Origin of the sequence: Streptomyces sp. NPDC020731 (assembly GCF_044334705.1) — a bacterium.
In the GTDB taxonomy this organism is placed as follows: domain Bacteria; phylum Actinomycetota; class Actinomycetes; order Streptomycetales; family Streptomycetaceae; genus Streptomyces.
The window spans coordinates 412661-429808 of the sequence record NZ_JBIRTN010000002.1; the positions used below are offsets into that span (position 1 = coordinate 412661).

20 protein-coding genes are annotated in these 17148 nt (G+C 69.2%); 13 read left to right on the forward strand and 7 right to left on the reverse strand.

From position 1 onward, the window contains the following. Window positions 1-191: 191 nt before the first annotated feature. The 10 genes from ACH4VX_RS04620 (at window position 192) to ACH4VX_RS04665 (ending at window position 8564) form a co-directional block, all read left to right on the forward strand. Complete coding sequence (locus tag ACH4VX_RS04620) at window positions 192-629, forward strand: hypothetical protein (RefSeq protein ID WP_398365857.1); 438 nt, start codon at window positions 192-194, stop codon at window positions 627-629. A 210-nt stretch (window positions 630-839) separates the two neighbouring features. Further along, complete coding sequence (gene atpB, locus ACH4VX_RS04625) at window positions 840-1679, forward strand: F0F1 ATP synthase subunit A (protein ID WP_398365858.1); 840 nt, start codon at window positions 840-842, stop codon at window positions 1677-1679. Between the two features lie 71 nt (window positions 1680-1750). After that, on the forward strand, window positions 1751-1975 hold the full coding sequence (atpE, locus tag ACH4VX_RS04630) for an ATP synthase F0 subunit C (RefSeq protein ID WP_085575073.1): 225 nt from the start codon (window positions 1751-1753) through the stop codon (window positions 1973-1975). 42 nt (window positions 1976-2017) lie between these two features. Beyond that, on the forward strand, window positions 2018-2569 hold the full coding sequence (locus tag ACH4VX_RS04635) for a F0F1 ATP synthase subunit B (protein WP_398365859.1): 552 nt from the start codon (window positions 2018-2020) through the stop codon (window positions 2567-2569). Beyond that, on the forward strand, window positions 2566-3381 hold the full coding sequence (locus tag ACH4VX_RS04640; protein ID WP_398365860.1) for a F0F1 ATP synthase subunit delta: 816 nt from the start codon (window positions 2566-2568) through the stop codon (window positions 3379-3381). The genes ACH4VX_RS04635 and ACH4VX_RS04640 overlap by 4 nt, the downstream gene beginning before the upstream one ends. A 134-nt stretch (window positions 3382-3515) precedes the next feature. Beyond that, window positions 3516-5105 (forward strand): F0F1 ATP synthase subunit alpha, encoded by a 1590-nt coding sequence (gene atpA / locus ACH4VX_RS04645; RefSeq protein ID WP_398365861.1) that lies wholly within the window; start codon window positions 3516-3518, stop codon window positions 5103-5105. A 21-nt stretch (window positions 5106-5126) separates the two neighbouring features. Beyond that, complete coding sequence (locus tag ACH4VX_RS04650; protein WP_398365862.1) at window positions 5127-6044, forward strand: F0F1 ATP synthase subunit gamma; 918 nt, start codon at window positions 5127-5129, stop codon at window positions 6042-6044. Continuing rightward, window positions 6044-7480 carry a F0F1 ATP synthase subunit beta gene (gene atpD / locus ACH4VX_RS04655; protein WP_398365863.1) on the forward strand — a complete coding sequence of 479 codons (1437 nt, stop codon included), beginning with the start codon at window positions 6044-6046 and terminating at the stop codon, window positions 7478-7480. The genes ACH4VX_RS04650 and atpD overlap by 1 nt, the downstream gene beginning before the upstream one ends. Before the next feature lie 131 nt (window positions 7481-7611). After that, window positions 7612-7989: a F0F1 ATP synthase subunit epsilon gene (locus ACH4VX_RS04660; RefSeq protein WP_398365864.1), complete on the forward strand. Its 378-nt coding sequence runs from the start codon at window positions 7612-7614 to the stop codon at window positions 7987-7989. 128 nt (window positions 7990-8117) lie between these two features. Then, entirely contained in the window at window positions 8118-8564 is a 447-nt protein-coding gene (locus tag ACH4VX_RS04665; protein ID WP_398365865.1) for a DUF2550 domain-containing protein, read from the forward strand. Between the two features lie 140 nt (window positions 8565-8704). Here the strand turns inward: ACH4VX_RS04665 and ACH4VX_RS04670 are convergent, their stop codons facing one another. From ACH4VX_RS04670 to ACH4VX_RS04680, 3 genes are all read right to left on the reverse strand, one after another. Next, window positions 8705-10528: a glycosyl hydrolase family 18 protein gene (locus ACH4VX_RS04670; protein WP_398365866.1), complete on the reverse strand. Its 1824-nt coding sequence runs from the start codon at window positions 10526-10528 to the stop codon at window positions 8705-8707. A 137-nt stretch (window positions 10529-10665) separates the two neighbouring features. Further along, a complete protein-coding gene (locus ACH4VX_RS04675; RefSeq protein ID WP_398365867.1) occupies window positions 10666-11307 on the reverse strand; it encodes a response regulator in 642 nt (213 codons plus the stop codon). Further along, window positions 11304-12497, reverse strand: a complete 1194-nt coding sequence (locus ACH4VX_RS04680; RefSeq protein WP_398365868.1) for a sensor histidine kinase — start codon at window positions 12495-12497, stop codon at window positions 11304-11306. Before ACH4VX_RS04680 ends, ACH4VX_RS04675 begins: the two co-directional genes overlap by 4 nt. Window positions 12498-12649: 152 nt before the next feature. Between ACH4VX_RS04680 and ACH4VX_RS04685 the strand changes: the two genes are divergently transcribed. Together ACH4VX_RS04685 and ACH4VX_RS04690 are read left to right on the forward strand one after the other, a co-directional pair. Continuing rightward, on the forward strand, window positions 12650-13231 hold the full coding sequence (locus ACH4VX_RS04685; protein ID WP_398365869.1) for a hypothetical protein: 582 nt from the start codon (window positions 12650-12652) through the stop codon (window positions 13229-13231). Further along, a complete protein-coding gene (locus ACH4VX_RS04690) occupies window positions 13228-13425 on the forward strand; it encodes a DUF5708 family protein (protein ID WP_398365870.1) in 198 nt (65 codons plus the stop codon). Before ACH4VX_RS04685 ends, ACH4VX_RS04690 begins: the two co-directional genes overlap by 4 nt. A 3-nt stretch (window positions 13426-13428) precedes the next feature. Here ACH4VX_RS04690 and ACH4VX_RS04695 read toward each other — a convergent pair whose 3' ends face one another. The 3 genes from ACH4VX_RS04695 to ACH4VX_RS04705 are packed head-to-tail and all read right to left on the reverse strand — an operon-like array spanning window position 13429 to window position 15557. After that, entirely contained in the window at window positions 13429-14001 is a 573-nt protein-coding gene (locus ACH4VX_RS04695; RefSeq protein ID WP_398365871.1) for a cob(I)yrinic acid a,c-diamide adenosyltransferase, read from the reverse strand. 13 nt (window positions 14002-14014) lie between these two features. Further along, a complete protein-coding gene (locus ACH4VX_RS04700; protein WP_398365872.1) occupies window positions 14015-14764 on the reverse strand; it encodes an ABC transporter permease in 750 nt (249 codons plus the stop codon). Window positions 14765-14774: 10 nt separating this feature from the next. Further along, window positions 14775-15557 (reverse strand): ABC transporter ATP-binding protein, encoded by a 783-nt coding sequence (locus ACH4VX_RS04705; RefSeq protein WP_398365873.1) that lies wholly within the window; start codon window positions 15555-15557, stop codon window positions 14775-14777. A gap of 90 nt (window positions 15558-15647) precedes the next feature. Here ACH4VX_RS04705 and ACH4VX_RS04710 point away from each other — a divergent pair, with 90 nt between their 5' ends. After that, window positions 15648-16283: a TetR/AcrR family transcriptional regulator gene (locus ACH4VX_RS04710; RefSeq protein ID WP_398365874.1), complete on the forward strand. Its 636-nt coding sequence runs from the start codon at window positions 15648-15650 to the stop codon at window positions 16281-16283. A 6-nt stretch (window positions 16284-16289) separates the two neighbouring features. Here ACH4VX_RS04710 and ACH4VX_RS04715 read toward each other — a convergent pair whose 3' ends face one another. Further along, window positions 16290-16952, reverse strand: a complete 663-nt coding sequence (locus tag ACH4VX_RS04715) for a 1,4-alpha-glucan branching protein (protein WP_398365875.1) — start codon at window positions 16950-16952, stop codon at window positions 16290-16292. Between the last annotated feature and the right edge of the window lie 196 nt (window positions 16953-17148).

Sequence of the window (17148 nt, forward strand, 5' to 3'; positions counted from 1 at the left end):
TGTGACGGTGAGCACACCAAGCAGGTAAAGACTGCATCAAATAGTTTGTGATACCGTTCACGAGAACCCCGGATAGAGCCGAAGGACCGCAGTGCGACGGTTCACCGGTGCGAGGAATTCACACTCGACCCAGGGGTTTACGCTCGTCCATGACGACACCCTGCCCCCCTGTGAAAAGCGGAGTTGCCGCCATGCCGTCCAATGACGTCCGGATCCTGGCCCAGGCCGCCGTGCCCACGGCTGCCGCCGGCGGTGTCGCCGCCGTCGTCAGCGCAGTGGTCGCCGGTGGCAAGGGTGCGATCGGGGCGCTCGTCGCGACCGTGCTGGTGGTTCTCTTCATGGGGATCGGCCTCTACGTACTGCAGCGCACCGCCAAAACGCTCCCGCACCTGTTCCAGGCCATGGGGCTGATGCTGTACTCGGCGCAGATCCTGTTGCTGTTCATCTTCGTCGCCGTGTTCCGGGACACCACACTGTTCCACCCCAAGGCTTTCGCTCTCACGCTTGTCGGCACCACGCTCGTGTGGATCGCCGCACAGACGCGCGCGCACATGAAATCCAAGATCCTCTACGTCGAACCCGAATCGACGACGGGCGGAAAGCCCGGAAACTCGGGGCACTCGTCGTGAGGGGTAGGCCCGGGATAAAGAGGCCTCGGAACTCCTGCTATCGTCCGGTGCCAACTGCGGCATCGCGGGCGCGGGCATCCGAGCTGACGCCTGCTCAATCGCGAGGCGAGATGCCCCCCAGCCGCCCTCACATCCGTAACACCAGTCCCGTGCCGAACTGCGGCCGTGTGCCGCGCCGACACAACGAGGTTGCCGTACCTATGCGCCACGATGAAGGAGCCCGCGGTGAGTGCTGACCCGACGCAGGTGCTCGCCTTCGAGACCGACTGCCACCTGTTCGACGGTTGTGGCTTCCCGGCTCCGGGCCTGCACTCGTTCCTCTTCGAGCCGCTCTGGGGCGACGCAGACGGCAACGGCCTGTACTTCAACAAGCCGATGCTGCTCGCGCTGCTCGGTTCCGTCATCATCGTGGGCTTCTTCTGGGCGGCGTTCGCCCGGCCCAAGCTCGTCCCGGGCAAGCTCCAGATGGTCGCGGAGGCCGGCTACGACTTCGTCCGCCGCGGCATCGTCTACGAGACGATCGGCAAGAAGGAGGGCGAGAAGTACGTCCCGCTCGCCGTCTCCCTGTTCTTCTTCATCTGGATGATGAACCTCTGGTCGATCGTCCCGGTCGCCGCCTTCCCGGTGACGTCGATCATCGCCTACCCGCTGGTGCTGGCCCTGATCGTCTACATCACCTGGGTCTCGCTCACCTTCAAGCGGCACGGCTTCGTCGGCTTCTTCAAGAACGTGACGGGCTACGACAAGTCGCTCGGTGCGGTGCTGCCGCTGTCGATGACCATCGAGTTCTTCTCGAACCTGCTGGTCCGCCCGTTCACGCACGCCGTCCGGCTCTTCGCGAACATGTTCGCCGGCCACACGCTGCTGCTGCTCTTCACGATCGCCAGCTGGTACATGCTGAACGGCATCGGCATCGCCTACTCCGGTGTCTCGTTCGTGATGGTCATCATCATGACCACCTTCGAGCTCTTCATCCAGGCTGTCCAGGCGTACGTGTTCGTGCTTCTGACCTGCAGCTACATCCAGGGTGCGCTCGCCGAACACCACTGAGCACCCGACCCGCTCCCGCAATCGTCCGGTGGCCAACCCCCACCGGTCCGTAAAGAGAAGGAAGAACTGGCATGTCCCAGACCCTCGCTGCTGTCGAAGGCCACATCGGCTCCATCGGTTACGGTCTCGCGGCCATCGGCCCGGGCGTCGGTATCGGCATCATCTTCGGTAACGGCACCCAGGCTCTCGCCCGTCAGCCCGAGGCCGCCGGCCTGATCCGCGCCAACCAGATCCTGGGCTTCGCCTTCTGTGAGGCGCTCGCCCTGATCGGTCTCGTCATGCCGTTCGTCTACTAGGACGAGCCCTGACGACCGACCCTTTCGACGAAAGGCACTGATGTGACATCCGCCCTGGTTTTCCTGGCGGCCGAGGGTGAGAAGGAGAATCCCCTCGTTCCGCCGTGGCCGGAAGTTGTCATCGGCCTCATCGCTTTCGTCATCGTCTTCGGTTTCCTCGCCAAGAAGCTCCTCCCGACCATCAACAAGGTCCTGGAAGAGCGTCGCGAGGCCATCGAGGGCGGTATCGAGAAGGCCGAGGCCGCGCAGACCGAGGCCCAGAGCGTGCTTGAGCAGTACAAGGCTCAGCTCGCCGAAGCCCGGCACGAGGCCGCGCGTCTGCGCCAGGAGGCGCAGGAGCAGGGCGCGACGCTCATCGCCGAGATGCGGGCCGAGGGCCAGCGTCAGCGCGAGGAGATCATCGCCGCCGGTCACGCGCAGATCGAGGCCGACCGCAAGGCCGCCGCGTCCGCGCTGCGCCAGGACGTCGGCACGCTCGCCACCACCCTGGCCGGCAAGCTCGTCGGCGAGTCCCTCGAGGACCACGCCCGGCAGAGCCGTGTGATCGACCGCTTCCTCGACGAGCTCGACCAGAAGGCCGAGGCCGCGCGATGAACGGAGCGAGCCGCGAGGCCCTGGCAGCCGCACGTGAGCGTCTCGACGCGCTGACGGACTCCACGTCCGTGGACGCCGGCTCGCTCGCCGACGAGCTGGCCGCCGTCACCGCGCTGCTCCACCGCGAGGTGTCGCTGCGTCGGGTCCTCACCGACCCGGCGCAGGCCGGTGAGGCCAAGGCCGACCTGGCCCGGCGCCTGCTCGGCTCGCAGGTCGGTGGCCCGACCGCGGACCTGGTGTCCGGCATGGTGCGTTCCCGCTGGTCGCAGTCCCGCGACCTGGTGGACGCGCTGGAGGAGCTGGCCGACGTGGCCGACCTCACCGCCGCTCAGAAGGCCGGCGCGCTCGACGACGTCGAGGACGAGCTGTTCCGGTTCGGCCGGATCGTCTCCTCCAACACCGAGCTGCGCGCCGCGCTGACCAACCGGAGCGCCACCGCCTCCGCCAAGGGCGAGCTGCTGCGCAGCCTGCTCGGCGGTCGGGCGAACGCGGCCACCGAGCGTCTGGTCACGCGTCTTGTGACCGCGCCGCGGGGACGTAGCCTGGAGTCGGGACTGGAGTCCCTGTCCCGGCTCGCCGCCGAACGCCGTGACCGCATGGTCGCCGTCGTCACCTCCGCGGTGCCGCTGAGCGACCAGCAGAAGCAGCGCCTGGGCAACGCCCTCGCGAAGCTCTACGGCCGCCGGATGCACCTCAACCTCGACGTCGACCCCGGGGTCCTCGGCGGGATCCGGGTGCAGGTCGGTGACGAGGTCATCAACGGCTCCCTGGCGGACCGGCTCGAGGACGCGAGCCGTCGGCTGGCCGGCTGAGCAGCACATTTCTTCATAGCAGTACGTACTTACGGCCCTGGTTGGGCCGTGCAGAGGATTCACCTCGTATCGGGGGGAGTCCCCATACCCCCCAAGTGAAACTTCGGGCCCAACAAGGAGAGCAGGGAACTCAGATGGCGGAGCTCACGATCCGGCCGGAGGAGATCCGGGACGCGCTGGAGAACTTCGTCCAGTCGTACAAGCCGGACGCGGCCTCGCGCGAGGAAGTCGGTACGGTCACCGTTGCCGGCGACGGCATCGCGAAGGTCGAGGGTCTTCCCTCGGCCATGGCCAACGAGCTGCTGAAGTTCGAGGACGGCACCCTCGGCCTCGCCCTCAACCTCGAGGAGCGCGAGATCGGTGCCGTCGTCCTCGGTGAGTTCAGCGGCATCGAGGAGGGCCAGCCGGTCACCCGCACCGGCGAGGTCCTGTCCGTCGCCGTGGGCGAGGGCTACCTCGGCCGTGTGGTCGACCCGCTCGGCAACCCGATCGACGGCCTCGGCGAGATCGAGACCGAGGGCCGCCGCGCCCTCGAACTGCAGGCCCCCACGGTCATGCAGCGCAAGTCGGTGCACGAGCCGATGGAGACGGGCTACAAGGCCGTCGACGCCATGACCCCGATCGGCCGTGGCCAGCGTCAGCTGATCATCGGCGACCGCCAGACCGGCAAGACCGCCCTGGCCGTCGACACGATCATCAACCAGCGTGACAACTGGCGTTCCGGCGACCCGAAGAAGCAGGTCCGCTGCATCTACGTCGCCATCGGCCAGAAGGGCTCCACCATCGCGTCCGTGCGCGGCGCGCTGGAGGAGAACGGCGCGCTGGAGTACACGACCATCGTGGCCGCCCCGGCGTCCGACCCGGCCGGCTTCAAGTACCTGGCGCCGTACACCGGCTCGGCCATCGGCCAGCAGTGGATGTACGAGGGCAAGCACGTCCTGATCATCTTCGACGACCTGTCGAAGCAGGCCGACGCCTACCGCGCCGTGTCGCTGCTGCTGCGCCGCCCGCCGGGCCGCGAGGCCTACCCCGGTGACGTCTTCTACCTGCACTCCCGTCTGCTGGAGCGCTGCGCGAAGCTCTCCGACGCCGAGGGCGCCGGCTCGATGACCGGTCTGCCGATCGTCGAGACCAAGGCCAACGACGTGTCGGCGTTCATCCCGACCAACGTCATCTCCATCACCGACGGCCAGTGCTTCCTGGAGTCGGACCTGTTCAACGCCGGTCAGCGCCCCGCGCTGAACGTCGGTATCTCCGTCTCCCGAGTCGGCGGTTCCGCGCAGCACAAGGCGATGCGCCAGGTCTCCGGCCGTCTGCGCGTGGACCTCGCCCAGTTCCGTGAGCTGGAGGCGTTCGCCGCCTTCGGTTCCGACCTGGACGCCGCGTCGAAGGCGCAGCTGGAGCGCGGTCAGCGCATGGTCGAGCTGCTGAAGCAGAACCAGTACGAGCCGATGGCCACCGAGGACCAGGTCGTCTCCGTCTGGGCCGGGACCACCGGCCGGATGGACGATGTGCCGGTCGCGGACATCCGCCGCTTCGAGAAGGAGCTGCTGGAGCACCTGCACCGCAAGGAGCAGGGCCTCATGACCTCCATCCGCGAGGGCGCCAAGATGTCCGACGACACGATCCAGGCGATCGCCGACGCCGTGGCGGAGTTCAAGAAGCAGTTCGAGACCAGCGACGGCAAGCTGCTCGGCGAGGACGCCCCGTCCGCCGCCAAGTGACGTAAGGAAGGGACCTGACTCATGGGAGCCCAGCTCCGGGTCTACAAGCGTCGCATCCGATCCGTCACCGCGACCAAGAAGATCACCAAGGCGATGGAGATGATCGCCGCCTCGCGCGTCGTCAAGGCGCAGCGCAAGGTGGCGGCCTCCACGCCGTACGCGCGGGAACTGACCCGCGCGGTCACGGCGGTCGGAACCGGGTCGAACACCAAGCACCCGCTGACCACGGAGGCGGAGAACCCGACCCGTGCCGCGGTCCTGCTCCTCACGAGCGACCGCGGTCTGGCCGGCGCCTTCAACTCCAACGCCATCAAGGCGGCGGAGCAGCTGACCGAGCGCCTGGAGCGCGAGGGCAAGCAGGTCGAGACGTACATCGTCGGCCGGCGCGGTCTGGCCCACTACAACTTCCGCGAGCGCAAGGTCGCGGAGTCGTTCACGGGCTTCACCGACGAGCCCTCGTACGCGGATGCCAAGAAGGTCGCGGTTCCGCTGATCGAGGCCATCGAGACGGAGACGGCGGACGGCGGCGTGGACGAACTCCACATCGTCTACACCGAGTTCGTGTCGATGATGACGCAGACGGCGGTCGATTTCCGGCTGCTTCCGCTGCGCCTCGAAGAGGTCGCGAAGGAGACGGCGACGAAGGACGAGATCCTTCCGCTGTACGACTTCGAGCCCTCGGCGGAGGACGTCCTCGACGCGCTGCTGCCGCGGTACGTCGAGAGCCGGATCTACAACGCGCTGCTCCAGTCGGCCGCTTCGAAGCACGCCGCCACGCGGCGTGCGATGAAGTCGGCCACCGACAACGCGGGCGAGCTGATCAACACGCTCTCCCGTCTTGCCAACGCGGCCCGCCAGGCCGAAATCACCCAGGAAATCAGCGAGATCGTCGGTGGCGCCAGTGCCCTGGCCGACGCGAACGCGGGGAGTGACAACTAATGACCACCACTGTTGAGACCGCGACGGCCACGGGCCGCGTCGCCCGGGTCATCGGTCCGGTCGTCGACGTGGAGTTCCCCGTCGACGCGATGCCGGAGATCTACAACGCCCTGCACGTCGAGGTCGCCGACCCGGCGAAGGAGGGTGAGCTCAAGACGCTGACCCTCGAGGTCGCCCAGCACCTGGGTGACGGCCTGGTCCGCACCATCTCCATGCAGCCCACCGACGGTCTGGTCCGCCAGGCCCCGGTGACCGACACGGGCTCCTCCATCTCGGTGCCGGTCGGCGACTTCACCACGGGCAAGGTGTTCAACACCCTCGGTGAGGTGCTGAACAGCGACGAGCAGTACACGGGTGAGCGCTGGCCGATCCACCGCAAGGCGCCCAACTTCGACGAGCTCGAGTCGAAGACCGAGATGTTCGAGACCGGCGTCAAGGTCATCGACCTTCTCACCCCGTACGTCAAGGGTGGAAAGATCGGTCTGTTCGGTGGTGCCGGCGTCGGCAAGACGGTGCTCATCCAGGAGATGATCTACCGCGTCGCCAACAACCACGACGGTGTGTCGGTGTTCGCCGGTGTCGGTGAGCGCACCCGTGAGGGCAACGACCTCATCGACGAGATGAGCGAGTCGGGCGTCATCGACAAGACCGCCCTGGTCTTCGGCCAGATGGACGAGCCCCCGGGCACCCGTCTGCGCGTGGCCCTCGCCGGTCTGACCATGGCGGAGTACTTCCGCGATGTGCAGAAGCAGGACGTGCTGTTCTTCATCGACAACATCTTCCGCTTCACCCAGGCCGGTTCCGAGGTGTCGACCCTGCTCGGCCGTATGCCCTCCGCGGTGGGCTACCAGCCGAACCTGGCCGACGAGATGGGTCTCCTCCAGGAGCGCATCACCTCGACCCGTGGTCACTCGATCACCTCGATGCAGGCGATCTACGTCCCCGCGGACGACCTGACCGACCCGGCCCCGGCCACCACCTTCGCCCACCTCGACGCGACGACGGTGCTCTCCCGTCCGATCTCGGAGAAGGGCATCTACCCGGCCGTGGACCCGCTGGACTCGACGTCCCGCATCCTCGACCCGCGGTACATCGCGGCGGACCACTACAACGCCGCGATGCGCGTGAAGAACATCCTGCAGAAGTACAAGGACCTGCAGGACATCATCGCGATCCTCGGTATCGACGAGCTCGGCGAGGAGGACAAGCTCGTCGTCCACCGTGCCCGTCGCGTGGAGCGCTTCCTGTCCCAGAACACCCACGTCGCCAAGCAGTTCACCGGTGTGGACGGTTCGGACGTGCCGCTGGACGAGTCGATCGCCGCGTTCAACTCGATCTGCGACGGTGAGTACGACCACTTCCCGGAGCAGGCGTTCTTCATGTGCGGTGGCATCGAGGACCTGAAGAACAACGCCAAGGAGCTGGGCGTCTCCTGAGCATCAGGCTCACCGTGAACCCCTGAGGTTCACACCGGAGGGGGCGGGCACGTCCCGCCCCCTCATCCACGCCCCTTAGACTTGTAACCAACACCCGGCACAACCGCCGGGTGGTGACCCGAGGAGCCACCTTGGCTGCTGAGCTGCACGTCGCGCTGGTCGCGGCCGACCGAGAGGTCTGGTCCGGCGAGGCCACCCTGGTCGTCGCGCGCACCACGTCCGGCGACATCGGCGTCATGCCCGGTCACCAGCCGCTGCTCGGTGTGCTGGAGTCGGGCCCGGTGACCATTCGTACGCGTGAGGGCGGGACGGTCGTCGCCGCCGTGCACGGCGGTTTCATCTCGTTCGCGGACGACAAGCTGTCGCTGCTGGCCGAGACCGCCGAGCTGTCGGACGAGATCGACGTCCAGAGCGCGGAGCGGGAGCTCGCCCGCGCGAAGGCGGAGGACGACGCGGAGGCCGAGCGCCGCGCGGACGTCCGTCTGCGGGCGGCGTCGGCAGGGCGCTGATACCGGCGCGGTGGGATGACGTCACTCAGCCGCGGCCGGCACCGGAGCGATCCGGAGCCGGTCGCGGCTGAGGCAGATCTGGATGATTTTTCCGTTCCGTTACCTAGGAGACGAGGAGGTCGGTGTCGATGGTCCTCGCTCTGACTGTGTGCGGAATCGTGGTGGCCCTCCTACTGGTGGGGCTCTTCGTCTTCGGCCTGCGCCGCCGCCTCATCCAGCGTTCCGGCGGAACGTTCGACTGCAGCCTGCGCTGGGACGCGCCCGAGTCGGGCGACTCCGGCGGCAAGGGCTGGGCGTACGGGGTGGCACGTTACAACGGTGACCGGGTCGAGTGGTTCCGGGTGTTCTCGTACGCTCCCCGCCCGCGTCGCGTTCTGGAGCGTTCCTCGATCGAGGTGGCGGGGCGCCGCCTCCCCGAGGGCGAGGAGGAGCTGGCGCTGCTGTCGGACTCGGTGATCCTCGCCTGTCTGCACCGGGGCACGCGTCTGGAGCTCGCCATGAGCGAAGACGCGCTGACCGGTTTCCTCGCGTGGCTCGAGGCAGCCCCGCCCGGACAGCGGGTGAACGTCGCGTAGAGCGACGTTCAGGGTCCCGCTGGGTGGGGGTGCCCCCGGCAGCGGAGCTGCTGGGGGAGGGTGAACGTCGCGTAGCCGCGTTCACCCTCCCCCGGACGATGTCCGGAGAAGGGTGAATGTCGCCCAGTACTGCTTGAGAGTTACTTCAGGCCGCTGTCGATGGCCGTCGCCAGCTCACCGTTCGCGGTGTCGCCGCTGAACTCCCAGAAGAAGGCACCGCCCAGGCCCTGGTTCTTGGCCCAGGCCATCTTCGTGTTGATGGTGGCCGGGGTGTCGTAGGACCACCAGTTGTTGCCGCAGTGGGCGTACGCCGTGCCGGCGATGGTGCCGGTGGCCGGGCAGCTGTTCTTGAGGATCTTGTAGTCCTCGATGCCCGCCTCGTAGGTGCCGGGGGCCGCGCCGGTCGCCGAGCCGCCGGGGGCGGACTGGGTGACGCCGGTCCAGCCGCGGCCGTAGAAGCCGATGCCGAGCAGCAGCTTGGCGGACGGGACGCCCTTGGCCTTCAGCTTGGCGATCGCGTCGGCGGAGTTGAAGCCGGCCTGCGGGATGCCGGAGTACGAGGTGAGCGGCGAGTGCGGGGCCGTCGGACCCTGTGCGTTGAAGGCGCCGAAGTAGTCGTACGTCATCACGTTGTACCAGTCGAGGTACTGCGAGGCGCCGCCGTAGTCGGCCGCGTCGATCTTGCCGCCGTTCGAGCCGTCGGCGGTGATGGCGGCGGTGACCAGGTAGTCCTTGCCGAACTCGGTGCGCAGGGCCTGGGAGAGGTTCTTGAAGGCCGCCGGGCCGCTGGTGTCACAGGTCAGACCGCAGGCGTTCGGGTACTCCCAGTCGATGTCGATGCCGTCGAAGACATCGGCCCAGCGCGGGTCCTCCACGACCTGCTTGCAGGACTTGGCGAACGCGGCGGGGTTGGCCGCGGCCTGGCCGAAGCCGCCGGAGTAGGTCCAGCCGCCGAACGAGTACAGCACCTTGATGTGCGGGTACTTCGCCTTCAGCTGGCGCAGCTGATTGAAGTTGCCGCGCAGCGGCTGGTCCCAGGTGTCGGCGGTGCCGCTGACGGACTGGTCGGCGGTGTAGGCCTTGTCGTAGGCGGCGTAGGTGTCGTCGACGGTGCACTGCCCGTTCTTGACGTTGCCGAACGCGTAGTTGATGTGGGTGATCTTGGCGGCCGTGCCGGACGTCACCAGGTTCTTGACGTGGTAGTTGCGGCCGTAGACACCCCACTCGGTGAAGTAGCCGAGCTTGACCTTGTCGCCGGTGGGCGGCGGCTCCTCGGTGTTGCCGGTGGTGCGGACCTTCACCGCGCCGCTGGCCGGGCCGGTCTGGTCGCCGGTGTCACGGGCCTGCACGGTGTACGAGTAGTCGGTGCCCTTGCTGAGACCGGTGTCCGTGTACGAGGTGCCGGTCACGGTGGCGACCTTGGCGCCGTCGCGCAGGACGTCGTAGTTCTTGACGCCCTTGTCGTCGGTCGCCGCCGACCAGGACAGCTTCACCGAGGTGTCGGTGACGTTGGAGGCGGTGGGGGTGCCGGGCGCGGACGGGGCCTTGTCACCGGGGACGGAGGTGCCGTCGCAGCTGCCGCCGTTGAGCTTGCAGCCGGCAGGGGCGCCGGAGCCGCTGCCGTTGAAGCCGAAGGAGACCGACGCCCCGGGGGCGAGGGTGCCGTTCCAGCCGAGGTTCTTGGCGGTCCAGTGGTCACCCGAGTTGGTGACGGTGGCGTCCCAGGCGGAAGTGACCTTGGTGCCGGAGGGGAAGTCCCATTCGACGGCCCAGGAGCTGAGGGCCGTGGTGCCGGTGTTCTTCACCGTCCACTTGCCCTCGAAGCCGGAGCCCCAGTCCTGGGTCTTGGCGTAGGTGGCGGTCGCCGAGGTTGCGGCCTGGGCGGGGCTCGCGAGGCCGACGAGGCCGGCGAAGGGGAGCAGCAGGGTCGTGAACCCTGCGGCGGCTCTGTGTCTGAAGCGCATGCTGCGCCTCCTTCGGGGAGAAGCCGTTGTGGGCGTGACTGAGCCATCACGCCCGCAGTGTCCGCGAGAATAGAAAGGTCTGGACCACGGGTCAATAGGTCTGGACCACTGTCCTCGCTGTTCGCCCCGGACGCCCGTTAGATCCCCAACTCCTGAGCCAGAACCGCCGCTTGCACCCGGCTGCGCAGCTCCAGCTTGCCCAGCAGACGGCTGACGTGCGTCTTCACCGTCGCCTCCGCCATGTCGAGGCGTCCCGCGATGTCGGCGTTGGACAACCCCTCGCCCAGACAGGACAACACCTCGCGCTCGCGCCGGGTGAGGGCGTCCAGCACCGCCGGGTCGGCGGTCACCCGACGGGCCGGCTTCGCGGCGAACTCCGCGATCAGCCGCCGGGTGACGGCCGGGGCGACGATGCCCTCCCCGCGTGCCACCGTGCGCACCGACGCGATGAGGTCCTTCGCGTCCGTGTTCTTCAGCAGGAACCCGGCGGCCCCGGCCCGGAGCGCCCCGAACACGTACTCGTCGAGGTCGAAGGTGGTCAGCACCAGCACATCGGCGAGCCCTTCCCCGACCACCTGCCGGGTCGCCGACACCCCGTCCAGGCGTGGCATCTGCACGTCCATCAGCACCAGGTCGGGACGGAGTTCACGGGCGAGCGCCACCGCCTGCTCGCCGTCCCCCGCCTCGCCGACCACCTCGATGTCGGGCGTGCTGCGCAGGATCAGCACCAGTCCGGCGCGGACGGCGGACTGGTCCTCGGCGACCAGGACCCGGATCATTTCATCTCTCCTTGGGCGATGTCGGTGACGGGAAGGGAGGCACGTACGACCCACAGCCTGCCCTCGGGGCCGTTCTCCGGTGCTGCCTCGAACGTGCCGTCCAGCAGGGCCGCCCGCTCCCGCATACCGACGAGCCCGGCCCCGGACCCCGGCGCGCGCGGGGTGCCCCGGCCGCCGTACGGGCTGCTCACCCGGATGTCGAGGCCGCCGTCGAGGTGGCGCAGCCGCACGGTGACCTTCCCCGGCGCGGCATGCTTCAGCGCGTTCGTCAGCGACTCCTGCACGATCCTGTACGCGGCGAGCTCGACCGGTGCGGGCACGGAGTCGTAGGCGGCGTCGAGGGTGACGTCCAGTCCGTTGGCGCAGGCGCCCCCGACCAGCGTGCCGAGGCTGTCGAGAGTGGGGGTCACCGCCGGTTCCCGGTCGCCGGCCCCGTCGCGCAGGATGCCGATGAGCCGTCGCATTTCGGACAGTCCCTGGACGCTGTTCTCCCGGATCACGAGGAGGGCGTCGTGGGAGGTCTTCTCGTCCTCCAGGGAGAGGGCGGCCGTGGAGTGGATGGCGATGGCGGAGAGGTGGTTGGCGACCATGTCGTGCAACTCCCGTGCCATCCGGGCGCGTTCCGCCGTCACCGCCTGGGTGCGGTCCATCTCCGCCAGCAGCGCGGTCTGTTCGGCGCGCAGCCTCGCGGCCTCGGCGGCGTCGCGGTGGTTGCGCACGATGAGGCCGGTCGACGCGGGCGCGAACGACACGACGCCGACCGCCACCCCGATCAGCAGCGCCTCGGGCGCACGCCACACGACGTACGGCACCAGCGATGCGACGATGCTGATCAACCCGGTGATCCACGGGATGCGACGGGCAGAGGCGGGCGTGCCGTACAGGACGGCGGCGTACATCAGGTCGGTGTACATCAGGAGGGTGGCGATGCTGCCCTGGGTGAGGGTGTCCGCGGTCAGGGCGGCCGTGCCGGTCAGCACGGCGGTGCGCGGGGCGGCCCTGCGCAGCAACTCGCAGCAGGCCATCACGAACAGCGGCAGCAGGATCGGCCAGCGGCCGTCGAACAGCACGATCGGCTCGTCGGCCGGCCGGGTGCCCAGCCCTATGCCCCACAGCAGCAGTCCGCCGAGCAGTCCGGCGAGCGCGACCCACACGTCGAAGCGGCGGGGGCGGGACAGTCGTACGGCCATGGCACCATCCAACACGGTGCGCGCACCCGGCGCCCGATCCCCGGGGACGGTTCTGGACTGCATCCTTCGATGTACCGGGAGTTCGTCGGCGGTGACGACGAAACGGGCCGGTCCGCACGGGAGCCTGAAAGGGTGACCGAAGGGAGCGAACCGTGATCGTCGCCTTGATCGCCGCCTGTGAGATCGGCTTCTGGGTGCTGCTGGCCGCCGGACTGGCCTGCCGCTATCTGCTGAGGATGCCGCGCACCGGCCTCGCGCTGCTGCTGTGCGAGCCGCTGCTGGAGGTCGTCCTGCTGGTCGCCACCGCGCTGGACCTGAAGAACGGTGCCGAACCGAACTGGACCCACGGCCTGGCCGCCCTCTACATCGGCTACACCGTCGGCCACGGCCACCGCACCGTGAAGTGGCTCGACGGCCACGCCGCCCACCGGCTGGCCGGCGCGCCCAGGCCGCTGGGCCCGCCACGCCACGGCACGGCCCGCGCCCGGCACGAGACCAAGGTGTGGCTGGGCACGCTGATCGGTGCCGCCGTGGCGACCGCGCTGCTCCAGCTCGCCATCTGGTACGTCGACGACCCGGGCCGCGTCACGTCCCTGGAGGCCTGGCGCTTCACCGCGTGGCGGATCACCGGAATCCACGGCCTGGTGGCCCTGGCCTACTGGATCTGGCCGAAGAAGGCCCCGGCGGACGCACCGGGGGCCGGCGGCGCGGACAGGGAGCGTGTGGGCCGGTGAGGCGGGCGTCCAGGAACCTTCTCACCGGATCCGTCACGCTGGTCGTCGGTCTGGGACTGTGGCTGTTCGCCGGGGGAGTGGACCTGCCGGTGGTCACCCCCACCAAGGTGGGGGTGGTGATGACGTGCGTCGGCGGCGCCGAGGTCCTGCTGGGCCTCCACCGGGCCGCACGCGGCCCGGCGGGGTCCCGGTAGGGCTCAGCGCTCCCCGCCCGGCACCCACAGCACGTCCCCGGTCTCCTTGTTGGCGATGCGGGCCAGGATGAACAGGAGGTCGGAGAGGCGGTTGAGGTAGGTGGCGGTGAGGGGGTTCATGGTGTCGCCGTGGACCTCCAGCGCCGCCCAGGTGGAGCGCTCGGCCCGCCGTACGACCGTGCAGGCCTGGTGGAGCAGGGCCGCGCCCGCCGTACCGCCGGGCAGGATGAAGGAGCGGAGCTTCTCCAGTCGCTCGTTGAAGCGGTCGCAGTCCGCCTCCAGCCGGTCGACGTAGAACTGCTCGACCCGCAGCGGCGGGTACTCGGGGTTCTCCACCACCGGCGTCGACAGGTCGGCGCCCACGTCGAACAGGTCGTTCTGGACGCGGGTGAGGACCTCGACGACCTCCGCCTCCAGACCGCCCAGTGCGATCGCCGTGCCGATCACCGCGTTCGCCTCGTTGGCGTCGGCGTAGGCGGAGATCCGCAGGTCGGTCTTGGCGACCCGGCTCATGTCACCGAGAGCGGTGGTGCCCTTGTCGCCGGTCCTCGTGTAGATACGCGTCAGGTTGACCATGGGACCAGCCTAGTTACGCTCCGGCCGTCCGGAACACGCGTGTGCCCACTGTCACGGCGAGGACCGCGAACCCGACGGCGACGACGACGCCGTACAGCATGTGGGCGGTCGCGTAGGCGCCGACGTAGGCGTCCCGTACCGCGTCGACCAGGTAGCGGAACGGCATCAGGTGGGACAGGACGTCCAGCCAGGCGGGGCCCAGGGTCATCGGGAGCATGAGGCCCGACAGCAGCATCGACGGCATGGTCAGGGCGTTGATCGTCGGCCCGAACGTCTGCGGGGTGTCCATCCGCATGGCGAGCGCGTAGGACAGCGCGGCCAGGGACACGGTCAGCAGGGCGACGAAGGCGAAGCCGATGAGCACCCCGGGCAGCGGAGCCCGCAGCCCCATCACGAGCGCGGCCAGGACCAGCAGCACCGCCTGGAAGACGAACAGCGTGGCGTCCCGCAGCACCCGGCCCAGCAGCAGGGCGAGCCGGCTGACCGGCGTGACCCGCATCCGCTCGAGCACCCCCTGGCCCTTCTCGATGATGATCGTGAAGCCGGCGAAAGAAGCCCCGAACAGGCCGAGTTGCAGCAGCAGCCCCGGGACCAGCAGCTGCCAGGAGCTGCCCGGCCCACCGAGCGGCAGACCGGTCAGCAGCGGGCCGAAGAACAGCAGGTACAGCAGCGGCATCAGCACGCCGAAGAGCAGTGCGAAGCGGGAGCGCAGGGACTGGCGCAGATAGCGCCCGTAGACGAGCGCGGTGTCGTGGAGCAGCATCGTGGGAGTCCTATACGGCTACGGGGGTGGCGTCGGCCGGCGTTGTACCGCGGCCCGTGATGGCGAGGAACGTGTCCTGGAGCGAGGCGTCGATCGAGCCGCCGTACTCCAGCTTCAGGGCGCCCGGTGTGCCCTCGGCGGCCACCACGCCCCGGTCGACGACGACCAGCCGGTCCGCGAGCGCGTCCGCCTCGTCGAGGTAGTGGGTGGTCAGGAGCACGGTGGTGCCGTGCTCGTCGCGCAGCCGCCGCACCAGGTCCCAGAGACCGGCGCGGCTGCCGGGGTCGAGACCGGTCGTCGGCTCGTCCAGGAACAGCACCGCCGGGCGGTGGGTGAGCGCCATCGCGATGTCCAGACGGCGCCGCTGGCCACCGGAGAGCGCGGCGCACTTGCGGTCGAGCAGCTCGGTGAGGTCCAGGTCGCGGGCCAGTTCCCCGGCGCGCTCGGCGGCCCGCGCCTTGTCGAGCCGGTACAGGCGGCCCTGGGTGACCAGCTCCTCCCGCACCGTGATCTGCGGATCGACCCCGCCGGACTGCGCCACGTAGCCGCAGGCCCGCCGTACGCCGGCCGGGTCGGTCGTCAGGTCGTGGCCGGCGACGGTGGCCGCGCCGCCGGTGGGGGCGAGCAGGGTGGTGAGCATCCGCAGGGTGGTGGTCTTGCCGGCGCCGTTGGGGCCGAGGAGGCCGAGGATCTCGCCCTCGCGGACGGTGAGGTCGATACCGCGCACGGCCTCCACCGGGCCGCGCTTGGTCTGGAAGGTACGGGCCAGTCCGGCCGTACTGATGATTGCCATGCCCCCAGAAAAACAGAGTCACTGTAACTTTGCAATGACGCCAAACTTTCAGGAAGCCCAGAGATCTTCGGGCCGACCTACGATGAGGGCATGGCAGAGGGGCTCAGGGAGCGGAAGAAGCGCGAGACCAGGCAGCGGATCTCGGACATCGCCACCGGGCTCTTCCTGGAGCACGGCTTCGTGACCGTGACGATGGCGGAGGTGGCGGAGGCCGCCGACGTCTCCGTGAACACGGTCTACAACTACTTCCCCGCCAAGGAGGACCTCTTCTTCGACCGCTCCAAGGGCGTCGTGGACCAGCTCGCCCGCTGGGTCCGGGGCCGGGACGCGGGGGAGTCGGCCGCCCGTGCCGTACTGCGCGAACTGCGCGCCGACATCGAGGCGGTGTCACCCCGGGTGGGCCTGATGGAGGGCTACGACCGCTTCATGCGCGTCATCCACGACTCCCCGCAGCTGCGCTCCCGGCTGTGGAGCCTGCAGCAGGAGATCCAGGACAACCTCGAGGCGGCGCTCCGAGAGGAGACGGGCGCCGCCCCGGACGACCCGCTGCCGGGCCTGGTGGCCGGTCAGATCTGCTGGATCCATGGCACGGTGTTCGTCACGATCGGCCGGGAGATGATGAAGGGCCGCGCACCGGCCGAGGTGTCGCGCGAGGCGCTCGGACTGGTCGACGACATCGAGGAACTGCTGAGTGACCGGGTGCTCGGCTACGCGGTGCGCGGCTGAACCGTCCTACGCCGCAGGGGTCGTGTGCAGAACGGCCAGGAGGCCCTGCGCGCGGGTGCCGTCGGGCAGCTCCCAGGCACCGGCGACATGACCCGCCGATCCCGGGCCGGGGAGGGGCGAGCCGTCCGGGGCGGGCCGCAGGGTGCGCAGGACGCGCAGGACCGTGCCGTCCGGCGTGGACAGCGCGGTGTGCTCCCGGGTGTCGTCGACGGCGGTGAAGTGCGCCGGGACCGGGCTCTCACCCGCGTAGGCGCGGGTGACCTCCTTGTCCGGGGTGTCGCTGACGCTCTGGGCCTGGGCCTGCGCGCGGCCCTCGATCAGCGCCGCCAACTCGGCGACGGCCACCGGGTCGTGGCAGCCGTCGTAGACCCAGCGCCGCCCGAGGACACCGTGTTCCGTGGTTCCGACGAGGGCGTGTTCCGCCCCGTCGAGCGGAGCGCCCCGGTAGGTGAGCGGCACCAGGTAGGAGGCCGGCCCGGAGCCGGAGGTGTCGGTGACGACCATGAACTCGATGCCGACCTCCCCCTTCGGGTCGTCGAGCCGGAAACCGCCGGCCCTGGTCGGTCGCGGACCGTCCGCGCCCCCGTGGTACCAGGGGCGCGAGGGCAGCCAGGCGGCCAGCAGTTCCAGCTTGGTCGGCTCGAGGGTGGTGCGGTGGATCAGGGCCATGCCGAGGTTCTCCTCCGTCGATCGGACACCGGTCCCCTACCCTCGCATCGCGGGGCGGCTCCTGACGGTCCGTCGGATCAGTCGGCGCCTGCCGCCGGTGTGATGTCCGTCATGTGAGACGTGACGCGCATTACTTACCGGTCACACGGCGCCTCGCGAACGCTAATGTCCGCCCGTAGAGAACAAGACAGCGCGT